At 62.5% G+C, this 18879-nt stretch carries 15 protein-coding genes; 9 read left to right on the forward strand and 6 right to left on the reverse strand.

All coding sequences use genetic code 11. The features are described from left to right. Nucleotides 1–51: 51 nt before the first annotated feature. Nucleotides 52–2052, forward strand: a complete 2001-nt coding sequence (locus AB6N07_RS21125; RefSeq protein ID WP_370675023.1) for an ADP-ribosylglycohydrolase family protein — start codon at nucleotides 52–54, stop codon at nucleotides 2050–2052. Nucleotides 2053–2074: 22 nt separating this feature from the next. Further along, nucleotides 2075–3136 (forward strand): ABC transporter ATP-binding protein, encoded by a 1062-nt coding sequence (locus AB6N07_RS21130; protein WP_370675024.1) that lies wholly within the window; start codon nucleotides 2075–2077, stop codon nucleotides 3134–3136. 40 nt (nucleotides 3137–3176) lie between these two features. Here the strand turns inward: AB6N07_RS21130 and AB6N07_RS21135 are convergent, their stop codons facing one another. From AB6N07_RS21135 to AB6N07_RS21150, 4 genes are all read right to left on the reverse strand, one after another. Then, the gene (locus AB6N07_RS21135; protein ID WP_370675025.1) at nucleotides 3177–4256 is read right to left on the reverse strand and encodes an ABC transporter ATP-binding protein; all 1080 of its coding nucleotides are present in this window, start codon (nucleotides 4254–4256) and stop codon (nucleotides 3177–3179) included. A 3-nt stretch (nucleotides 4257–4259) separates the two neighbouring features. Next, on the reverse strand, nucleotides 4260–5159 hold the full coding sequence (locus AB6N07_RS21140) for a carbohydrate ABC transporter permease (protein WP_370675026.1): 900 nt from the start codon (nucleotides 5157–5159) through the stop codon (nucleotides 4260–4262). Further along, nucleotides 5156–5989 carry a carbohydrate ABC transporter permease gene (locus AB6N07_RS21145; protein WP_370678294.1) on the reverse strand — a complete coding sequence of 278 codons (834 nt, stop codon included), beginning with the start codon at nucleotides 5987–5989 and terminating at the stop codon, nucleotides 5156–5158. The genes AB6N07_RS21140 and AB6N07_RS21145 overlap by 4 nt, the downstream gene beginning before the upstream one ends. Before the next feature lie 127 nt (nucleotides 5990–6116). After that, nucleotides 6117–7355, reverse strand: a complete 1239-nt coding sequence (locus AB6N07_RS21150) for an ABC transporter substrate-binding protein (RefSeq protein ID WP_370675027.1) — start codon at nucleotides 7353–7355, stop codon at nucleotides 6117–6119. A gap of 244 nt (nucleotides 7356–7599) precedes the next feature. Here AB6N07_RS21150 and AB6N07_RS21155 point away from each other — a divergent pair, with 244 nt between their 5' ends. The 4 genes from AB6N07_RS21155 to edd are packed head-to-tail and all read left to right on the forward strand — an operon-like array spanning nucleotide 7600 to nucleotide 13363. Continuing rightward, nucleotides 7600–8607, forward strand: coding sequence for a LacI family DNA-binding transcriptional regulator (locus tag AB6N07_RS21155; RefSeq protein ID WP_370675028.1), 1008 nt, complete (start codon nucleotides 7600–7602; stop codon nucleotides 8605–8607). Between the two features lie 28 nt (nucleotides 8608–8635). Continuing rightward, entirely contained in the window at nucleotides 8636–10999 is a 2364-nt protein-coding gene (locus AB6N07_RS21160) for a GH36-type glycosyl hydrolase domain-containing protein (protein ID WP_370675029.1), read from the forward strand. A 28-nt stretch (nucleotides 11000–11027) separates the two neighbouring features. Next, nucleotides 11028–11540, forward strand: a complete 513-nt coding sequence (locus AB6N07_RS21165; RefSeq protein WP_370675030.1) for a gluconokinase — start codon at nucleotides 11028–11030, stop codon at nucleotides 11538–11540. Beyond that, entirely contained in the window at nucleotides 11537–13363 is a 1827-nt protein-coding gene (gene edd, locus AB6N07_RS21170; protein WP_370675031.1) for a phosphogluconate dehydratase, read from the forward strand. Before AB6N07_RS21165 ends, edd begins: the two co-directional genes overlap by 4 nt. A gap of 25 nt (nucleotides 13364–13388) precedes the next feature. On the opposite strand, the gene AB6N07_RS21175 is transcribed toward edd, so the two are convergent. Further along, on the reverse strand, nucleotides 13389–13766 hold the full coding sequence (locus tag AB6N07_RS21175) for a winged helix-turn-helix transcriptional regulator (RefSeq protein WP_370678295.1): 378 nt from the start codon (nucleotides 13764–13766) through the stop codon (nucleotides 13389–13391). A gap of 214 nt (nucleotides 13767–13980) precedes the next feature. Between AB6N07_RS21175 and AB6N07_RS21180 the strand changes: the two genes are divergently transcribed. Then, nucleotides 13981–14574 (forward strand): NADPH-dependent FMN reductase, encoded by a 594-nt coding sequence (locus AB6N07_RS21180; protein WP_370675032.1) that lies wholly within the window; start codon nucleotides 13981–13983, stop codon nucleotides 14572–14574. A 192-nt stretch (nucleotides 14575–14766) separates the two neighbouring features. On the opposite strand, the gene AB6N07_RS21185 is transcribed toward AB6N07_RS21180, so the two are convergent. Continuing rightward, nucleotides 14767–15501, reverse strand: coding sequence for an IclR family transcriptional regulator (locus AB6N07_RS21185; RefSeq protein WP_370675033.1), 735 nt, complete (start codon nucleotides 15499–15501; stop codon nucleotides 14767–14769). Nucleotides 15502–15861: 360 nt separating this feature from the next. Between AB6N07_RS21185 and AB6N07_RS21190 the strand changes: the two genes are divergently transcribed. Together AB6N07_RS21190 and AB6N07_RS21195 are read left to right on the forward strand one after the other, a co-directional pair. Continuing rightward, entirely contained in the window at nucleotides 15862–16770 is a 909-nt protein-coding gene (locus AB6N07_RS21190) for a dihydrodipicolinate synthase family protein (protein ID WP_370675034.1), read from the forward strand. Between the two features lie 28 nt (nucleotides 16771–16798). Continuing rightward, nucleotides 16799–18775 (forward strand): YjhG/YagF family D-xylonate dehydratase, encoded by a 1977-nt coding sequence (locus tag AB6N07_RS21195; protein WP_370675035.1) that lies wholly within the window; start codon nucleotides 16799–16801, stop codon nucleotides 18773–18775. The last annotated feature ends 104 nt before the right edge of the window (nucleotides 18776–18879 follow it).

Below are 18879 nucleotides of genomic sequence, written 5' to 3' on the forward strand. Positions count from 1 at the left end.
ATCGGTGTTTATCTCGGCCGCCCATTCGAAGGCTGAACCTACGCCAAGATCATGGAGAAGCTCGGCCCCATCGACTACTATGTCCACGAGCGGCTCGGCCAGCATCTCGTCGTCACCGACGACGACGTCGCCGGCACCTTCACCTTCCTGAGAGCCCTCGAGGATTACGGCGTCTCGCCCGATCTTTCTTCCGAGGATATCGGCAAGTCCTGGCTCAATTACCTGATCGAGCACCGCTCGATCCTATGGTGGGGTGGCAACGGCAATTCGACCGAGCACACCGCCTGGCTCAATCTGAAGCGTGGCATCGCGGCGCCGGCTTCCGGCTCGATCGCCGTCAACGGCTCGACGGTGGCCGAACAGATTGGCGCCCAGATCTTCATCGACGGTTGGGCGATGGTGGCGCCGGGCCAGCCGCGGCTCGCCGCCCGCCTCGCTCGCGCCGCCGGCGAGGTCAGCCACGACGGCGAGTCCGTCCATGCCGCCGCGCTGTGGGCGGCGATGGAGGCGGAAGCCTTCGTCTCCCGTGACATCGACCATCTGATCGACACCGGCCTCTCCGTCATTCCCAAGGATTGCCTGATCGCTCGGCTGATCGCCGACATCCGCCGCTGGCACGCCCAGAATCCCGACTGGCTGACGACACGCCAGCTGATCCAGGACACCTACGGCTACGACAAGTTCCCCGGCAATTGCCACGTCGTGCCCAACCACGCGCTGATGATCATGGCAATCCTCTACGCGCCGCATGATTTCCAGGCGGCGCAGCGCATCGTCAACACCGCCGGCTGGGACACCGACTGCAACGCCGGCAACGTCGGCTGCCTCAGCGGCCTGATGCTCGGCCTTGAGGGCATCGAAGCTGGTCCCGATTGGCGCGGCCCGGTCGCCGATCGCCTGTTGATTTCCTCGGCCGATGGCGGCAACGGCATCAACGATGCGGTGCGCATCGCCTATTACGTGGCAAATCTCGGCCGGCGGCTCGCCGGCGAGCAGCCCCTGCCCGCCCCCAAGGACGGCGCTCGCTTCCACTTCTCACTGCCCGGCAGTGTCCAGGGCTTTCGTCTCGATCCGCGACCGACGGCCAATCCGGCGCTGTGCGTCGATAATGCCTTCTTCGAGCGCGGCCGAGCTCTCGAGATTGCCTACAGAGCGCTGGCGCCGGGACAGGTTGCCGCCGCGACCACGCCGACCTTTGCGCCCCCCGCCGTCACCGAGATGCGCACCTACGAGCTGATGGCGACACCGACCATCTACCCCGGCCAGACTGTGCGTGCCCGCGTCGTTGCGCCGATGGACAACGCTAGTGCCGTTGATGTTCGCCTGACATTGAAGGTATTTGGCGACAAGGACCGGCTGTACGACGTCGACGGCAAGCCGACGACTTTGGCGCCCGGGGCCGAAGCGGTGCTTGAATGGCGTCTGCCGGAATTCGATGGCCAGCCGATCGGTGAGATCGGGGTTGCCATTACCACCGCGACGCAGCGGGCCGACGGCCGGATCCTCATCGACTGGCTGCGCTGGGACGGCGCGCCTGAAGTCACGCTACGTCGCCCCAAGGCTGAGAGCGATTTCTGGCGTATGGCATGGGTCAACGGCGTCAGCTTCTTTTCCAAGCTGTTCCCACCGAGCTTCCGCATCTCGCAGGCGGTCGGCGAAGGCATGGTGAGCCACGGTACGCGCGAGTGGACCGACTACACCGTGAAGGCCGACCTGACGGTTCATCTCGGCAACTACGGCGGTCTTGCCGTACGCGTCCAGGGCCTGCGCCGCTATTATGGCGTCCGCCTTGTTCGCGACGGACGGCTGCAAATCGTCAAGGTCCGCGACGAGACGGTGACCGTGTTGGCCGAGACGCCCTTCGACTTTGCCTTCGAGAGACCAGTGCCGACGCGCGTTCGCGTCAGCGGCGGCAAACTCTCCGTCCTCGCCAGCGGGATAAGCCTCGACGCCCAAGACGACAGCGACACCGCCTTTACCGATGGTGGCATTGGCCTCGTCGTCCACGAGGGCGCGCTGTCGACCGACAGCGTCACCATCTCGGCTGCCTGAGACCGAACAAGGAGAACAGGAAATGGCTTCGGTCGAGATCCGAGACGTGATCAAGAGCTTCGGCGCCGCCAAGGTGATCCATGGCGTTTCCGTCGACATCGCCGACGGCGAATTCGTGGTGCTGGTCGGCCCGTCGGGCTGCGGCAAATCGACGTTGCTCCGGATGATCGCCGGCCTTGAGGATATCTCGGGCGGCACCATCTCGATCGGTGGCCGAGTGGTCAACGACCTGCCGCCCAAGGCGCGCGACATCTCGATGGTGTTCCAGAACTACGCGCTTTATCCGCATATGACGGTCGCCCAGAACATGGCCTTCTCGATGACGTTGGCCGGGGCGCCGGCCGCCGAGAAGGAACAGAAGGTCAAGGCGGCCGCCGATATCCTCGGCCTGACTCCGCTTCTCGACCGCTATCCGCGCCAGCTCTCCGGCGGTCAGCGGCAACGCGTCGCCATGGGGCGGTCGATCGTCCGCAATCCGCAGGTCTTCCTGTTTGACGAGCCGCTTTCCAACCTCGACGCCAAACTGCGCGTTTCTATGCGCGCCGAGATCAAGGCGCTGCACCGACGCCTCAGCACCACCACCGTCTACGTGACGCGCGATCAGGTGGAGGCGATGACGCTCGCCGACCGCATCGTCGTCATGCAGGCCGGCCGCGTCGAGCAGGCAGGCGCCCCGATCGAGCTCTACGATCGGCCGGAGAATACGTTCGTCGCCCAGTTCATCGGCTCCCCCTCGATGAACATCCTCCCGGGGCGGCGTCAGGGAAGCGGCATCGCGCTCGACAACGGCGGCACGGTCGCCGCTTCCCTCCCCAACGACATCGAGGAGGGCCGACGCGTTCTGGTCGGCAAGCGACCGGAGAATATCCGCCTCATCGAAGCCGGCGGTCTCTCGGCTACCGTCAAGGTGGTCGAGCCAACGGGATCGGAAACCTATGCGGTGTTCGACGTCGGTGGCGAGGAAATCGTCGGGCTGTTCAGGGACCGCGTCGCCCTTCGCGAGCAACAGGCCGCATGCCTGTCGTTTGACGACGGCCCACTCCACTTGTTCGATGCCGACACGAAGCGCCGCCTTCCAGGCTGATGGGAATGCTGGCGGATAGCAACGATCCGCCAGCGAGGTACTAAAGCCGCCAGCCGGTTTCGACATCGAAGAAGGATGCCTTCTGAACGTCAATCGTGACGGGGAAGGTGTGATCCACCTCGCAGCCGTCATCCTGTCCCACCATGTGCGACAGGCTGATGCCGTTGAAGGTGGACCAGGCCAGGATGCTGCTCCCCATCGGTTCGATCAGCGACACCTTTCCTTCGATGACCGTCGGCGATCCCTTGGCGGGGAGGATGTGCTCCGGCCTGAGACCGAGCACAACTTTCCGGTCTCTCTCTGTTTTCTGCGCAAAGGGATAGAGACTGACGTCGAGCCGGAAGGCGCCTGCGGAGAACAACAGCCGACCGCCATCGGCGACCAGCGTGCCTTCCACCTTGTTCATGGCCGGCGAGCCGAGGAAGCTGCCGACGAATTCGTTGGCCGGCTTGTTATAGACGTTGAGCGGCGTATCGAGCTGCTGGATGATGCCATCCTTCATGACCGCGATGCGATCGGCGAGCGTCAGCGCCTCGATCTGGTCGTGGGTCACGTAGATCATGGTCGACTTCAGCGTCTTGTGCAGCTTCTTGATTTCGAGGCGCAGCTCGGCCCTGAGCTTGGCGTCGAGGTTGCTGAGCGGCTCGTCGAACAGGAAGATGTCGGCGTCGCGGACCAGCGCCCGACCGATGGCAACGCGCTGGCGCTGGCCGCCGGACAGCGCCGACGGCTTGCGGTCTAGAAGATGGGTGATCTGCAGCAATTCGGCCGCCCACTTCACCTTCTTCTCAATGGTGGCGCGGTCGAGACCGGCGATGCGCAGCCCGAACGACATGTTGCGCTCGACGGTCATGGTTGGATAGAGCGCGTAGGACTGGAAGACCATGCCGATGCCGCGATCTTTCGGGTCGACCCAGGTCACATCCTTGTCGTTGAATAAAATCTTGCCGGAACTGACGTCATTGAGGCCGCCGATGGCACTCAGCAGCGTCGACTTGCCGCAACCCGACGGCCCGAGCAGCACCAGGAATTCGCCATCCCGGATGTGGAGATCAAGGCTCCGGACGACATGCACCTTGCCATAATGAATGTCGATTTTTTCGAGAGAGACAGAACTCATGGCTTATCCTTTCACGGCACCGGAGGCGATGCCGCGCACGAACCAGCGGCCGGAAACCAGATAGACGACCAGCGGCACCAACGAGGTGAGCATGGTCGCTGCCATATTCACGTTGTAGGCGCGCTCGCCCGTCGTCGTGTTGACGATGTTGTTGAGCTGGACGGTCATGGGTAGGTTTTCGCGACCGGCAAAGACCAGACCAAGCAGGAAGTCGTTCCAGATCGCGGTCACCTGCATGATCACTGCGACGATGGTGATCGGCGCGGACATCGGCAGGATGATCGCAAAGAAGATCTTCCAGAAACCGGCGCCGTCGACCCGGGCCGCCTTGAACAACTCGACCGGCAGGCCGCTGTAATAGTTGCGGAACAGCAGCGTCATCACCGGCATGCCGAAGATGATATGGGTGAGCACGATGGCCGGCAGCGAACCGTAGATGCCGGCCTGAGCATAGACGCGCACCAACGGGTAGATGAACACCTGGTAGGGAATGAAGGAGCCGAGCAGCAGGCAGGCGAACAGCACGTTCGCACCCTTCACCTTCCAGAAGGACAGCGCATAGCCGTTGATGGCACCGAGCAGGATGGAAAGCGTCATGCTGGGGACGACAATCTTCACGGAATTCCAGAAACCGACCCTGAGGCCGGTGCAGTCCAGGCCCGTGCAGGCGCTGGTCCAGGCCTTCACCCAGGCGTCGAAGGAGAACTGCTGCGGCAATGTGAAGATATGACCGAGCCGGATCTCGTCCATCCCCTTGAAGGACGTGACCAGCATCACATAGGCCGGCAAGAAAAAGAACAGCGCCAGTCCGCCAAGGAAGGCATAGATGCCAATACGACCCCAGATCTGCTGAGCACTGAGTGGACGTTTGACGATAATCGTCGGCTTTGTCACGCGCGTCATGACGAACTCCCGCTCTTGCGGAAATATTGGAAATAGAGCACGGGCGCCATGATGAACATGACGGTGATCAGCATCACCGTCGAGGCAGCTGTTGCCAGACCGATGTTGGCCCGCTCGAACAGATTGTCCATGATGAACTTAGCCGGAACTTCGCTGGCCGTACCTGGACCGCCGTTGGTCATGGCGACCACCACGTCGTACATCTTGATGATGGAGATCGACAGGAGCACCAGCGACGTAATGATCATCGGCCGAAGCATCGGCAGAATGACCTGCAGATAGACGCGCCAAGTCGGAATGCCGTCGATCCTGGTCGCTTTCCATATCTCGCCGTCGATGCCACGTAAGCCAGCCAGGAGCAGTGCCATGACCAGGCCGGAGCCGTGCCAGACCGTAGCCATGATAATGGCGTAGAGCACCATCTTCGGATTGACCACCCAGTCGAGAACGAAGCCGGAGAAGCCGAAGCTGCGCATGGTCTGCTGAATGCCAAATTCCGGATTGAGGATCCATTGCCAGATCAGGCCGGCCACCACGAAGGACATGGCGTAAGGATAGAGGAACACCGTGCGGAACAGACTTTCGGCGCGGACGTTCTGGTCGATGAAGATCGCCAGCAAGGTGCCGAGGATGAAGCAGATCACCAGGAAGAAGAAGGCGATGATGACAAGATTGCCGAGCGAGGTCAGCCAACGCGGCGTATCGAAAAGCGTGAGATACTGGGCAATGCCGATGAAGTCGTTCCTGGGAAGCAGCTTCGAGCTCGAAAACGACAGCCGGACCGACCAGGCCAAGGTGCCGAGATAGGCGAAGATGACGACGGCGGCCATCGGTAACAGGGCGATGTAGGCAACCAGGTTGCGCTTCACATGCCGGGTAAATTCGGCTCCCACGTGCTCCTCCCATGTCCATTGACGGGAAGACGGAGGACCGTCTTCCCGCGCTTTTGAGGCAGGATCAGCCCTTCAGGGCCTTGTCGAACCGATCGATTGCCTGATCGACGGTCATCGGCGTGTTCCACAGCTCGGTGACGATGTCCTGCACGGAGCCGTACATGAACTCTTCCATCATCTGGGAAGCGTCCGGCACCTGGCGGGCGGGGTCGGACATGATCTTCATGCCGAGCTGGGCGCAGGCGTCGAGGCTGGATACGTCGACGTCGGAGCGGATCGGGATCGAGCCCTTGAGGTTGTTGAACTTCACCTGGACTTCAGGGCTGGTCATGATCTCGACCAGCAGGTGCTGAGCCTTCACCTGTTCGGCGTTGTCGGTCTTGGGGAAGACGAAAACATCGCCGCCGAGGACGTAGGGCGAGTCGGGACGCAGGCCCGGAATGCAGCCGTAGTCCTTGCCGATCTCCTTCTTCGCCTGCTTGAACTCACCCTTGGCCCAGTCGCCCATCACCTGGAAACCGGCTTCATTCTTGATCAGCAGAGCGGTTGTGTCGTTCCAGTTACGACCCGGCGAGCCCTGATCGACATAAGGCTTCAGGCTGACGAAGGTTTCGACGACCTTGCGGAATTCCGGCGAACGGATCGCCGCTTCATCCTTGTCGCCGTAGACAGACTTCCACAGCTTGGCACCGCCGACGTTGGTGAGCATCGCCGAGAACAGCGAGTTCTCCTGCCAGCGCTGGCCGCCGAGGGCGAGCGGGGTGATACCGGCCGCCTTGAGCTTGTCGAGATCGGCGACGAACTGCTCCATCGTTTCCGGTGGCTTGTCGATGCCGGCCTTGTTGAGGGCGGCGACCGAGTACCAGATCCACAGGGGCATGTGGATGTTCACCGGGGCCGCATAGTACTTGCCATCGACCTTGACCGCGTTGGCGATCGGCGCCGGCAGCACCTTGTCCCAGTTGTTCTTCGTAGCGACGGCGTCGATATCGTTGAGAAGCCCCTCGCCAATGATCTCGTGATATTGGCGCGACGTGTTGAACAGCGCGGCCGTCGACGGATCGCCGCCAATGATGCGGTTGATGGCGGCGCTGCGGGCAGCCGAACCACCGGCGACCGCGTTATCGACCCACTTGCCGCCGGCCGCATTGAAGGCGTCGGCAAAGACGGCGATGGCAGCGGATTCGCCACCAGACGTCCACCAGTGGATGACCTCGGCGTTCAGCGGCTCCTCCGCCTTGGCAAAGCCCGTCGCAGCCGCGAGGGCGATCGCCGACACGGCGACCATTTGTTTCATTCCCATCGTCGTTCCTCCCAAACAGGTAACGCAAGGCACTCCAACCAGTCAGCCTTGGATGAATAGCAGCTCCAGATCCAAAAGTGGGATCGGTTCCATTTTTGAACTAAGAGCCTTGATTTTGTCAATCCACCTTGCGAGAAAAGCAGGGGCGGAGAAACGCGCATTTGGGGAAAATCTGATTTCAGTCCTTTAAAAACAAAAGGATAATTGATATTGTGTTGCACACTACGGTGATCGGAGTTGCGAGATGGCGACGGTAAAAGATGTGGCAAAGCTGGCCGGCGTAGGATCCGGAACCGTCTCGCGGTACATTTCTGGAACCGGTTCCGTTTCGAAAAAGTCGGCTGAAAAGATTGCCCGGGCCATCGAACAGCTCAGCTACCGGCCAAACAGCATGGCCCGGTCGCTATCGTCGCGCCGTTCCGATCTCATCGGCGTCTGGGTGCCGTCGCTCGAAGGCCCCTACTACCACATGATGATCCGGACCATCGAAAGCGCGCTTCGCTTGCAGGGCAAGCACATGATCCTCGCCAACGCCGAGGATGCGCAATCGAACGAGGATCGCCTCGCCCATCTCGACTATCTGATCAACCGCGACTGTGACGGCATCCTGATTTCCAGCTCGCTGCAGAGCGAATTCGAGCTGGCACGGTATGCCGAGAAATTCCCAAACCTCGTGGTGATCAACCATCGCACCGACGAACTGGCCGGACGTTTCTTTTCGATCGATCACAATCTCGGAGGCAGGTTGGCGGCGCGACATCTCGTCGAGCTGGGACACACGCGGGTCGCAACGATCACCGGCCGGCTGTCGGCCCAGGATGCCCGGCAGCGCCATGTCGCGTTTCTGGATGAGATGGCAAAACTCGGTCACCCGGTAGCTCCGGAACGGATCATCGAGGGTGCCTTCTCCTACGCCGGAGGAGAGAAGGCCGTTGCGGCATTGCTTGCTTCGGGCGCCGATTATTCAGCGGTGTTCTGCGGCAACGACAAGGTTGCGCTTGTGCTGATCGCCGAACTGCACAAGCGCGGTATTTCGGTGCCTGGCGACGTATCCGTTCTCGGCTACGACGACGTCGACTTCACACCGTTCACCGCCCCTGCCCTCAGCACGATCCATGCTCCGATCGAAGAGATGAGCCAGTCGGCCTGCCACCAGCTCCTCAATCTCACCTACGGTCTCGACCTGCCCTACCAGGAGCATTTCGAACCGTCACTCTCCGTGCGGCAGTCGACGGGACCGTCCCACTCGTAGCCGAACAATTCACCTCCGAGAGACAACCATGCCCTGCTTCATCGACAACGGAACCCGGTTCCATCTGGACGATCCGACGCTGGCCCCCAACTCCGCCGGCTACCTTTGGAACCGGCGGATGATGATCCAGATGAATAGCCGCGGCTATGCGGTGAGCCAGTACATGGACCCGGAGCCGCGCAAATACGCCCATCCGCCGATCATCCCAGCCCAGACGTTCATGCTGCCGGAGCAGAGCTATTATCCCAATCATCCCGGCCGCTTCTTCTATCTGCGCGACAACGACACAGGCGTGTTGTTTTCGGCGCCTTACGAGCCGGTGCGCGCCAAACTCGATCGCTTCGCCTTCGAACCCGGCCTTTCCGACATTCGCTGGCTGGTGGAAAAAGATGGCGTCCGGGTTGAGCTATGCCTCGTTTTGCCGGTGGATGACGTCGCCGAGCTCTGGACGGTTAAGGTGACCAACACGACGGCTGGGACGAAGAACATAACCTTCGTACCATTCTTCCCGGTCGGCTTCATGTCATGGATGAATTTGGGCGGGCATTTCGATCCTGCCCTCAACGCGGTGGTTTGTACTTCGGTCACGCCCTACCAGAAGATCGAGCAGTATTTCAAAAATCAGCACCTCAAGGATATGACCTTCCTGGCTGCTGACCGACGCCCAGACCATTTCGAGGTGGCGCAGCAGGCCTTCGAAGGCGAAGGTGGGCTACATGATCCTTCGGCGCTCGCCGGCGGCGGCCATCTCCAGGATGGCGAGGCCTATTATGAGATCCCGGCCTGCATCATGCAGTGGGACCTCACCATCGCGGGCGGTGACAGCGAGGCGTTCCGCTTCGTGTTCGGTCCGGCGCGAGACAAGACAGAAATCGCCGAGCTTCGGGCGAAGTACATCGACGGCGATATCGAAAAGGTCCGGCAAGACTACCATCAGTACGTGACGGAAGGCGGCCGCAGCTGCCTGGAAATCCAGTCGCCCGACGAAACGTTCAACCATGTCGTCAATCACTGGCTGCCGCGCCAGGTATTTTACCATGGCGATACCAACCGCCTGACCACCGATCCGCAGACCCGCAACTATCTGCAGGACGCGCTCGGCATGCTGTTCATCCGGCCGGAGACGACGCGCGACGCCCTCCTGCACGCCGTGAGCCAGCAGCATGTCAGCGGCAAGATGCCGGACGGCATCCTACTGAGGCCCGATGCCGAGTTGAAATACATCAACCAGGTGCCGCACACCGACCACGGCGTCTGGCTGGCCATCACCACCAAGGCCTATCTCGACGAGACTGGCGACCGCTCCGTTCTCGATGAAATGGTGGTCTGGACCGATGACGCCACGCCAGCGAGCGTCCGCGAGCATGTGACGCGCGCGCTGCGCTTCCTGGCGGCGGCCGTCGACGAACGCGGCCTTCCCTACATCGAGCAGGGCGACTGGTGCGACCCGATGAACATGGTCGGCTACAAAGGCAAGGGCGTTTCCGGCTGGCTGGCTGAAGCGTCGAGCTATGCCATGTCGCTGTGGTCCGAGGTCTGCGCCGCCGAAGGCGACGCGGAGACCGCCGTCTGGCTGAAGGCGGAAGCGGACGCCCTGATCGAGAGCATCAATCGCCATCTCTGGGATGGCGACTGGTATGGGCGCGGCATCACCGACGATGGCGTCGTCTTCGGTGTTTCGACCGACAAGGAAGGCCGTATCTTCCTCAACGCCCAGAGCTGGGCGCTTCTCTGCGGTGCCACCGACGAAGACCGCAAGGCGCGCGTGCTCAAAGCGATCGACGAGCAGTTGGTCACGCCCTACGGCGTGGAGATCCACGCGCCGTCGTTCACTGCCATGCGCGAAGATATCGGCCGTGTCACCCAGAAGTGGCCCGGCGCCGCCGAAAACGGCGCGGTCTATAATCACGCTGCCGCCTTCTACGCCGCCTCCCTCTATCACGTGGGAGAAGCCGACCGAGGGTTCAGCGTGTTGCGCGCCATGCTGACCAACCCCGAACGGGAAGACATCGCGGCACGCGGGCAGCTGCCGGTCTATATCCCCAACTACTATCGCGGCGCCTACCGGCAGTTCCCGCGCACCGCCGGCCGCTCAAGTAACCTGTTCAACACCGGTACCGTCGCCTGGTTCTACCGGGCTGTCGTCGAGCAGTTGTGCGGTGTGCGCGGCGACGGCAATGGCGCGGTAATCGCACCGCAGGTTCCCTCGACCTGGCAAACGCTGAGCTTCACCCGCCGCTTGCGCGGCGCGACGTTCAACGTCGCCTTCACTCGCGAGGATGGCCTCACCGAACAGCGGGTCGAGATCGATGGTCGTCGCCTTGATGGTGGAAGGCTTGCCGCGATCGAGGCCGGCCGTATCTATGACATAAGGGTGAGAAGCCCCCGCTGATGCACCAGCAAGCGGCCGGGAGGAAACGATGATCATTATCGTCATGGGCGTGTCGGGGAGCGGCAAGACGACGGTCGGCGAATTGCTCGCCGATCGCATGGGCTGCGGCTTCTCCGATGCCGATGATTTCCATCCCACCGCCAATGTCGAGAAGATGCGGGCCGGCATTCCGCTGACCGACGACGATCGCCGGCCATGGCTCCTGGCTCTGAGACAAGCCATAGAAGGCTGGCAAACAGCCGGCGAGAGCCGTGTCATCGCCTGTTCGGCACTGAAAGCTGCCTATCGCGACCAACTGTCGCCGCATGACGATGCTGTTTTCGTCTTCCTCAAAGGTAGCGCCGAGACGATCGCCGCTCGCCTCAACGCCCGCAAGGGCCACTACATGAACCCCGATCTGCTGGCGAGCCAGTTCGCTACGCTGGAAGAGCCCGCCGGAGCCATTGTGGTCGACATCTCGCCGCCGCCGGCGGTCATCGTCGACGACATCATGGCACGGCTCGGCACGCTCGGGCTCGACACGGAAAAGAGACGCAAATGACCGTTCGCTCCATCATCGCAGACGTCACCGAGCGTATCGAACGACGCAGCCGAGTAAGCCGCGCCGCCTATCTCGACGGCATGGAAAGGGCGCGGGAGGCAATCCGCGCGGCCGGTCCGGCACGCCACCGCCTGGCCTGCTCCAACCTGGCCCATGGGTTTGCCGCCTGCACGACTGAGGACAAGCAGCGTCTTGTCGGTGGCGAAGCTGTCAACCTCGGGATCGTCACCACCTACAACGACATGCTGTCGGCGCATCGGCCCTACGAGCGCTATCCCGAACTCATCCGCGAGGAAGCGCGGCGGCTTGGCGCCGTCGCCGAAGTGGCCGGCGGCGCGCCCGCCATGTGCGACGGCATTACGCAGGGCCGTACCGGCATGGAGTTCAGCCTGTTCTCGCGCGATGTCATCGCCATGTCGACGGGCGTCGCGCTGTCGCATGACATGTTTGATGCGGTGGTGATGCTGGGCATCTGCGACAAGATCGTTCCCGGCCTCGTCATGGGCGCCTTGGCTTTCGGACATCTGCCGGCCCTGTTCATTCCGTCCGGTCCGATGCCGAGCGGTCTCAGCAATGCCGAGAAGAATGCCGTGCGCCAAGCCTATGCCGCCGGCACCGCAACCGACGCCGATCTTCTGGAAGCCGAAGCAAAGTCCTACCACTCGCCCGGCACCTGCACCTTCTTCGGCACCGCCAATACCAACCAGATGCTGATGGAGATCATGGGGCTGATGCTGCCGGGGTCGGCCTTCGTGGCGCCCGACACGCCGCTACGCGATGCACTCACTCGCGCCGCAGTAGCGCGCGCCATCGCCATTGCCGGCACCGGAGAGAACAGTCTGCCGATCGGCCGGTTGCTCGACGCCCGCGCTTTCGTCAATGGCATCGTCGGGCTTTGTGCCACCGGTGGCTCCACCAACCTGACCATCCATCTGATTGCCATGGCCCGCGCCGCCGGCCTGATCATCGACTGGGACGACTTCTCGGCGCTTTCGGCCGCGACACCGCTTCTGGTGCGCGCCTACCCAAATGGCAAGGCAGACGTCAACGGCTTCCGCGACGCGGGCGGTGTGCCCTTCCTGGTGAGGGAACTGCGGCGCGCCGGGCTGTTGCACGACGACGTTCTGACAATCCTCGGCGCGGGGCTTGCTCCTTATGAGCAAACTCCCCGGCTCGACGCCTCGGGCGCATTGGTTTTCGACAAAACGCCTGAAGCCAGCGCCGACGAGGCCGTGGTGCGATCCATCGACGCTCCGTTCCAGGAGACCGGTGGCCTCAACCTGTTGACCGGCAACCTTGGGCGAGCAGTGATCAAGTCGTCGGCCGTCGCGGCCGACCACCAGACGGTCGAGGCGCCAGCACGCGTTTTCGCCTCGCAGGAAGCGCTTCTCGCCGCCTTCAAGGCCGGGCTCGACGAAGACTTCGTCGCCGTCGTCCGCTTCCAGGGACCGCAGGCCAACGGCATGCCGGAGCTGCATAAGCTGACGCCAGCGCTCGGCCTGCTGCAGGACCGTGGCCGCAAGGTGGCGCTTGTCACCGACGGTCGCATGTCCGGCGCGTCCGGCAAAGTGCCGGCCGCCATCCACGTGACGCCAGAGGCAGCGCGAGGCGGGCCGATCGGCCGTGTCCGGGATGGCGATATGGTCAGGCTCGACGTGGCGACCGGCCGTCTGGAGGTGCTGGTTCCGCAGGAGGAATGGGAGGCGCGCGGCCAAGCCGTGGCGGAACCTTCGTCCTTCCCGGAAAGCAGCGACCGCCGCCTGTTCGCCGTGCTGCGGCGCGCGGTGGGAACCGCGGAGGAAGGGGCGACGGCTCTCGGCTGAGAGATCTATTGGTTTGCAAAGCTGGTCATTTGTCGCCCGTCTCCTGCTCGAGATAGGCTGACCGAGCAGTCTCTATGCGCGCGGCGTTATTGACGACCCACTCAGCAAGCGATCGCACCGGCACCAGGAAATCGCGGCCGAGATCAGTCAGCGCATATTCCACCTGAGGCGGCTTGGTGGGTGTCACTGTGCGAACAACGAAGCCGTTTCCTTCAAGATCTCGGAGTGTGGACGCCAAGACTTTCTGACTGATCTCTCCCACCTCTCGGCGCAGCGCGTTGAAGCGGCTCGGACCACGCCCCAATACACGAACGACCAGCATCGTCCATTTACCGGTAACCTGCGACAACATGCGACCAATCAAGATGCAATGGTCTGTTTCCGTTTGTTGATCCGGTGCCAGCAAGATTCCTCCTTATTGTACCAAACGCCTGGTTTCCTTGCGGCGAAGCCACGAACTATAGTTTGACGATGCCCAGGCGACCCAGGCCCTCGCCCTTCCCCATCCAGCACGCGGTTTCAGGCAAGTGACCTAGTGCCCCAAAAGTGCCTGCTTGTCAGGTCGCAAACTAATCGTAATGTGGTTACCTATCAACACCGGCATACAAGAGGTTACCATGACGCTTAAGCCTCGGATCGCTCTCATCATCGGTTCCACCCGGCCAACCCGCTTCGCCGACAAGCCGGCACAGTGGATGCTCAAGCAAGCTCAGGCGCGGGATGACATGGAAGTCGAAGTCGTCGACCTGCGCGACTTCTCGCTGCCGTTCTTTGCCGAGAAGGCATCGAATTTGTGGATGCCGAGCGAGGATCCCGCGGCGATCCGCTGGCAGCAGACCATCGCCCGTTTCGACGGCTATATTTTCGTCGTCGCCGAATACAATCGCTCGATTACGGGGGCCCTCAAGAACGCTCTCGACCAGGCTTACGTCGAGTGGAACCGGAAACCGTTCACGGCCATCGGCTACGGTGGTCTGGGTGCTGCGCGTGCCATCGAACATCTGCGGGGGATCGGCGTCGAGTTGCAGATGGTGTCGACCCGGACCGCGGTTCATATCGGCGGTGGAGACTTCATGGCCGTATTCCCAATGGGCGGCAACAAGCCGATCGAAACGATCGAGGCCAACCTCCTGCCATCTGCGAAGGCTGCGCTCGACGAATTGGTCTGGTGGGCCAAGGCAACGAAATCGGCAAAAGCCACAGCGGTTTGATCGCCAGCGGGAAATAGTCCCGATGTAATCCACCCATCGAATGTCACCGGCGCACTGAACAAGACAGCCGGTGACATCTGATTCTTTGGCGTGGGGAACATCTTTCAATAGCGGATGCGGGCCAATCGCGGATCGGCTCAGCTCGCCGTGCATGGGCGTGCCATGGAACCGCCGAGGACAGGCGGCATTCGATCAATAGCCGAGGTCGTGCGAAATGCCGGCACCGGTGACTTTCAGTTGCTCTATAAGCAACTTGAACTCGTCCATCGACACGTTCTCGACCACCGTCGAGATGGAAATGGCTGCAACGAGCTTGCGGTCGTGTCCCCAGACGGGCACCGCCGCACAACGGCAGCCCCGGACATTTTCCTGCTCATCGACGGCAAAACCGTCTGACCGCACCCTGGCGAGCGCCGCTTCATACACGTCGCGCCGGGTAATCGTGTTCTCGGTGGAGCTTGCAAAATCATAGCCATCGAGAGTCTTGCCGATGATGGCCGGCTGCTGGAAGGCGAGCAAGACTTTGCCGATCGCCGTTGTGTGGATCGGCATGCGCCGGCCAATCCTGGAATAGACGATGATGGAACGTGTCCCCTCGACCTTGTCGACGTAAACGCCTGATTTTCCATCGAGCACGCCCAGATGGACCGTCTGGCCCGTTTTCTCCGACAGCTCTTCCAGATAGGGCCGCGCGACGGCGATGAAATCGCGCGAGCGTTGCACGAGATAGCCGCGCTCCAGGAGTTTCACGCCGAGGCGATAGGGGGCATTGGATTCCGTCTGCTCGATATAACCTTGAGATTGCAAGGTCTTCAGAAGCGAATGCAGAGTGCTCTTGTGCAGCCCCGTCATCTGGCTGATCTCGGCCAGGTTGAGCTCCACCTTCTGTTCGCTGAAAAGCTCCAGGATATTGAGGGCGCGCTCCACGGCCTGAATTAGGGGCATCTCACGGCAACTCCGGCAGCAGGACCAGAGCCTGCGATTCTTGAACTTAGTTCGATTAGTGCGCCGGCGATCGCAATCCAAGAGCGGAAGGAAGGCGGCGGCGCTAATCCGGCGCGTGACGCCTGAATTCCAGTCGACACTCCATTCTGGAAATTATCCTTTTCCAGCAGAAACATAGCACCCTTCGAACCATTCGCCTTCCGACGCGGCGGCTGAATGATGCGGGTCTTTGCCTACACAGCATCCCGGATTTACCGAACCATCCGCCGCCGCTAACGTACGACATTATAAAACATCGTTCTATAATGTAGAACGCCTAGATATAAGGCTCAGGAGTTTCCGATGGTAGCAACGCGTTTCGAAGGCATCATTCCGCCAGTATCGACCATCTTTACCGAGGCAGGCGCCTTCGACCCGAAGGGGCAGGCGCTGGTGATCGAGAAGCTAGTCGCCGCCGGGGTGGATGGCCTGTTCATTTGCGGCACCGGCGGCGAGTTCTCCCAGATGACCACCGCCGAGCGGAAGATGGTCGCCGAATTCGCGGTCAAGCAGGCGGCCGGTCGTGCCAAGGTGCTGGTCGGCGTCGGCTCCAACAATCCGCGTGAGGCCATTGAACTTACCGTGCACGCGGAAGCCATCGGTGCCGACGGCATCGTCGTGGTCAATCCCTCCTACTGGAAGGTCACCGAGCCGCGTCTGCTCAAGTATTTCACCGATATCGCCGCCGCGACCAAGCTGCCGGTACTGCTCTACAACATCCCCTTCCTTACCGGCCAGGATCTGACGCCCGCCTTCGTGAAGTCGGTGGTCGAGGCGGCACCCAACGTGGTCGGCATCAAGGAGACAGTGGATTCCATCGGCCACATCCGCGAGATGATCAACGTCGTCAGCGCCGTTCGCCCCGGCTTCCAGGTGTTCGCCGGCTATGACGACCACCTGCTCACCACACTGATGCTAGGCGGCGCGGGGGCCATTTCGGCGAGCGGCAATTTCGCGCCGGAGCTGTCCATCGGCATCTTCAAAGCCTTCCGTGCCAGCGACTTCACCAAGGCCGTGGAGCTGCACAGCCGCCTGATCCGCCTTCCCTCGATGTACGGCCTCGACACGCCGTTCGTGAACGTGGTCAAGGAAGCGATGCGCCTCACCGGCCTCGACATCTCCACCTATTGCCTGCCGCCCGCCGGCCCGCTCGCCGCTGACAAGCTCGCCCGCCTCGCCGACCTGCTGAAGCGGGCCGGACTCGTCAAATAATCAAACAGCCCTTGGAGGGAGGATCCTCATGTCCATCAAGGAAATCTACGACGAGAGCAACGAGACGATCTACGCCTCGGCAACCAATGCTCCAGGCCCCGCTGGCAAATTGCCGCTGACGCCGGACATGCTGATCAACCGCCCGAGTGGCGATATCTTCGGCATGACGCTCAACGCCGGCATGGGCTGGGACCCGGCAAAGCTCAACGGCAAGGAAGTGCTGGTGATCGGCGTCACCGGCGGCATTCGCGGCGCCGACGGCAAGCCGGTGGCGCTCGGTCTGCATACCGGCCATTACGAGACGCCGCTTCAGTTCGAAGCGGCGGCCCGCGAGGTCGCCAAGGCCGGTGGCGTTCCCTACGCCGCCTATGTGAGCGACCCTTGCGATGGTCGCACGCAGGGCACCACTGGCATGTTCGACTCCCTGCCCTACCGCAATGACGCAGCCATCGTCTTCCGTCGGCTGATCCGTTCGACGCCGGTGCGCAAGGCCGTCATTGGCATCGCCGCCTGCGATAAGGGCTTGCCGGCGTTGATGATGGCGCTGGCCGCCCAGCACGACCTGCCGACCATTCTCGTGCCCGGTGGCGCCACGCTGATGCCGACCAAGGGCGAGGATGCCGGCAAGGTGCAGACCATCGGTGCCCGTTTCGCCAACGGCGAATTGACGCTGGAAGAGGCCAGTGAACTCGGCTGCCGGGCCTGCGCTTCGGCCGGTGGCGGTTGCCAATTCCTCGGCACCGCCGGCACGTCGCAGGTGGTTTCCGAGGGGCTCGGCATCGCCCTGCCGCACTCGGCGCTGTCGCCGTCCGGCCAACCGGTCTGGCTGGAGATCGCCCGCCAGTCGGCTCGAGCGGTGCTTCAGCTCGAAGAGCGCGGTATCACCACCAAGGACATCCTCACGCCGAAGGCAATCGAGAACGCAATGGTGGTACACGCCGCCTTCGGCGGATCGACCAACCTGCTGCTGCACATTCCGGCTATCGCCCATGCGGCCGGACTGCCCATGCCATCAGTCGACGACTGGACGGCGGTGAACCGGCGGGTGCCGCGCCTCGTCAGCGTCATTCCCAACGGCCCCATCTACCACCCCACCGTCCGCGCCTTCATGGCGGGCGGCGTGCCGGAAGTGATGCTGCACCTCCGGGCGCTCGGCCTTCTCAACCTCGACGTTCTCACCGTGACCGGCGAGACGCTCGGCGCCAATCTCGACTGGTGGGAGACGTCCGAACGCCGCCGCCGCTTCCGCGAGTTGCTGCAAAAGCAGGACGGCGTCAGCCCTGACGACGTGATCATGCCGCCAGCCAAGGCGGCGGCTCGCGGCCTGACGTCCACCATCACCTTCCCCGTCGGCAACATCGCGCCGGAGGGTTCGGTCATCAAGTCGACGGCCATCGACCCCTCGGTGATCGGCGAAGACGGCGTCTACCGCCACAAGGCCAAGGCCAAGATCTTCGTTTCCGAGGTCGACGCCATCCACGCCATCAAGTCCGGCAAGATCGTCGCCGGCGACCTGATGGTGTTGATCGGTGCCGGACCGTCAGGTACCGGCATGGAGGAAACCTACCAGGTCACCTCCGCCCTGAAGCACCTGTCCTACGGCAAGCACGTGGCATTGGTCACCGACGCTCGCTTCTCGGGTGTGTCCACCGGCGCTTGCGTCGGTCATGTCGGACCGGAAGCGTTGGCCGGCGGCCCTATTGGCAAGCTGTGCGATGGCGACGTCGTCGAGATGGTTGTCGACTGCCGCAAGCTGACCGGATCGCTGAACTTCCTGGGCACTGAGGACAAGCCTGTTACGGCCGAGGAAGGTGCCGCCATCCTGGCCGCTCGTCCGCGGCATCCGGACCTGGCGCCGCAGGCCGAATTGCCCGACGACACCCGTCTCTGGGCGGCGTTGCAGGCGGCGAGCGGCGGCACGTGGCGAGGCTGCGTCTATGACGCTGACAGGATTATCGAAGTGCTCGAAGCCGGCCGCGCCGCGCTAGCTGCCAAAGCGAACTAAGGAACGCGGGGGAGAGGCAACGTCTCTCTCCCGAGAGTCCGCCGGCACTCCGAGCCGGTGCAAGTGGAGGGCACGGCGGCCGAGGGGGCCGGCCGTCCATCCGA

It is taken from the genome of Pleomorphomonas sp. PLEO (assembly GCF_041320595.1).
Lineage (GTDB): Bacteria > Pseudomonadota > Alphaproteobacteria > Rhizobiales > Pleomorphomonadaceae > Pleomorphomonas.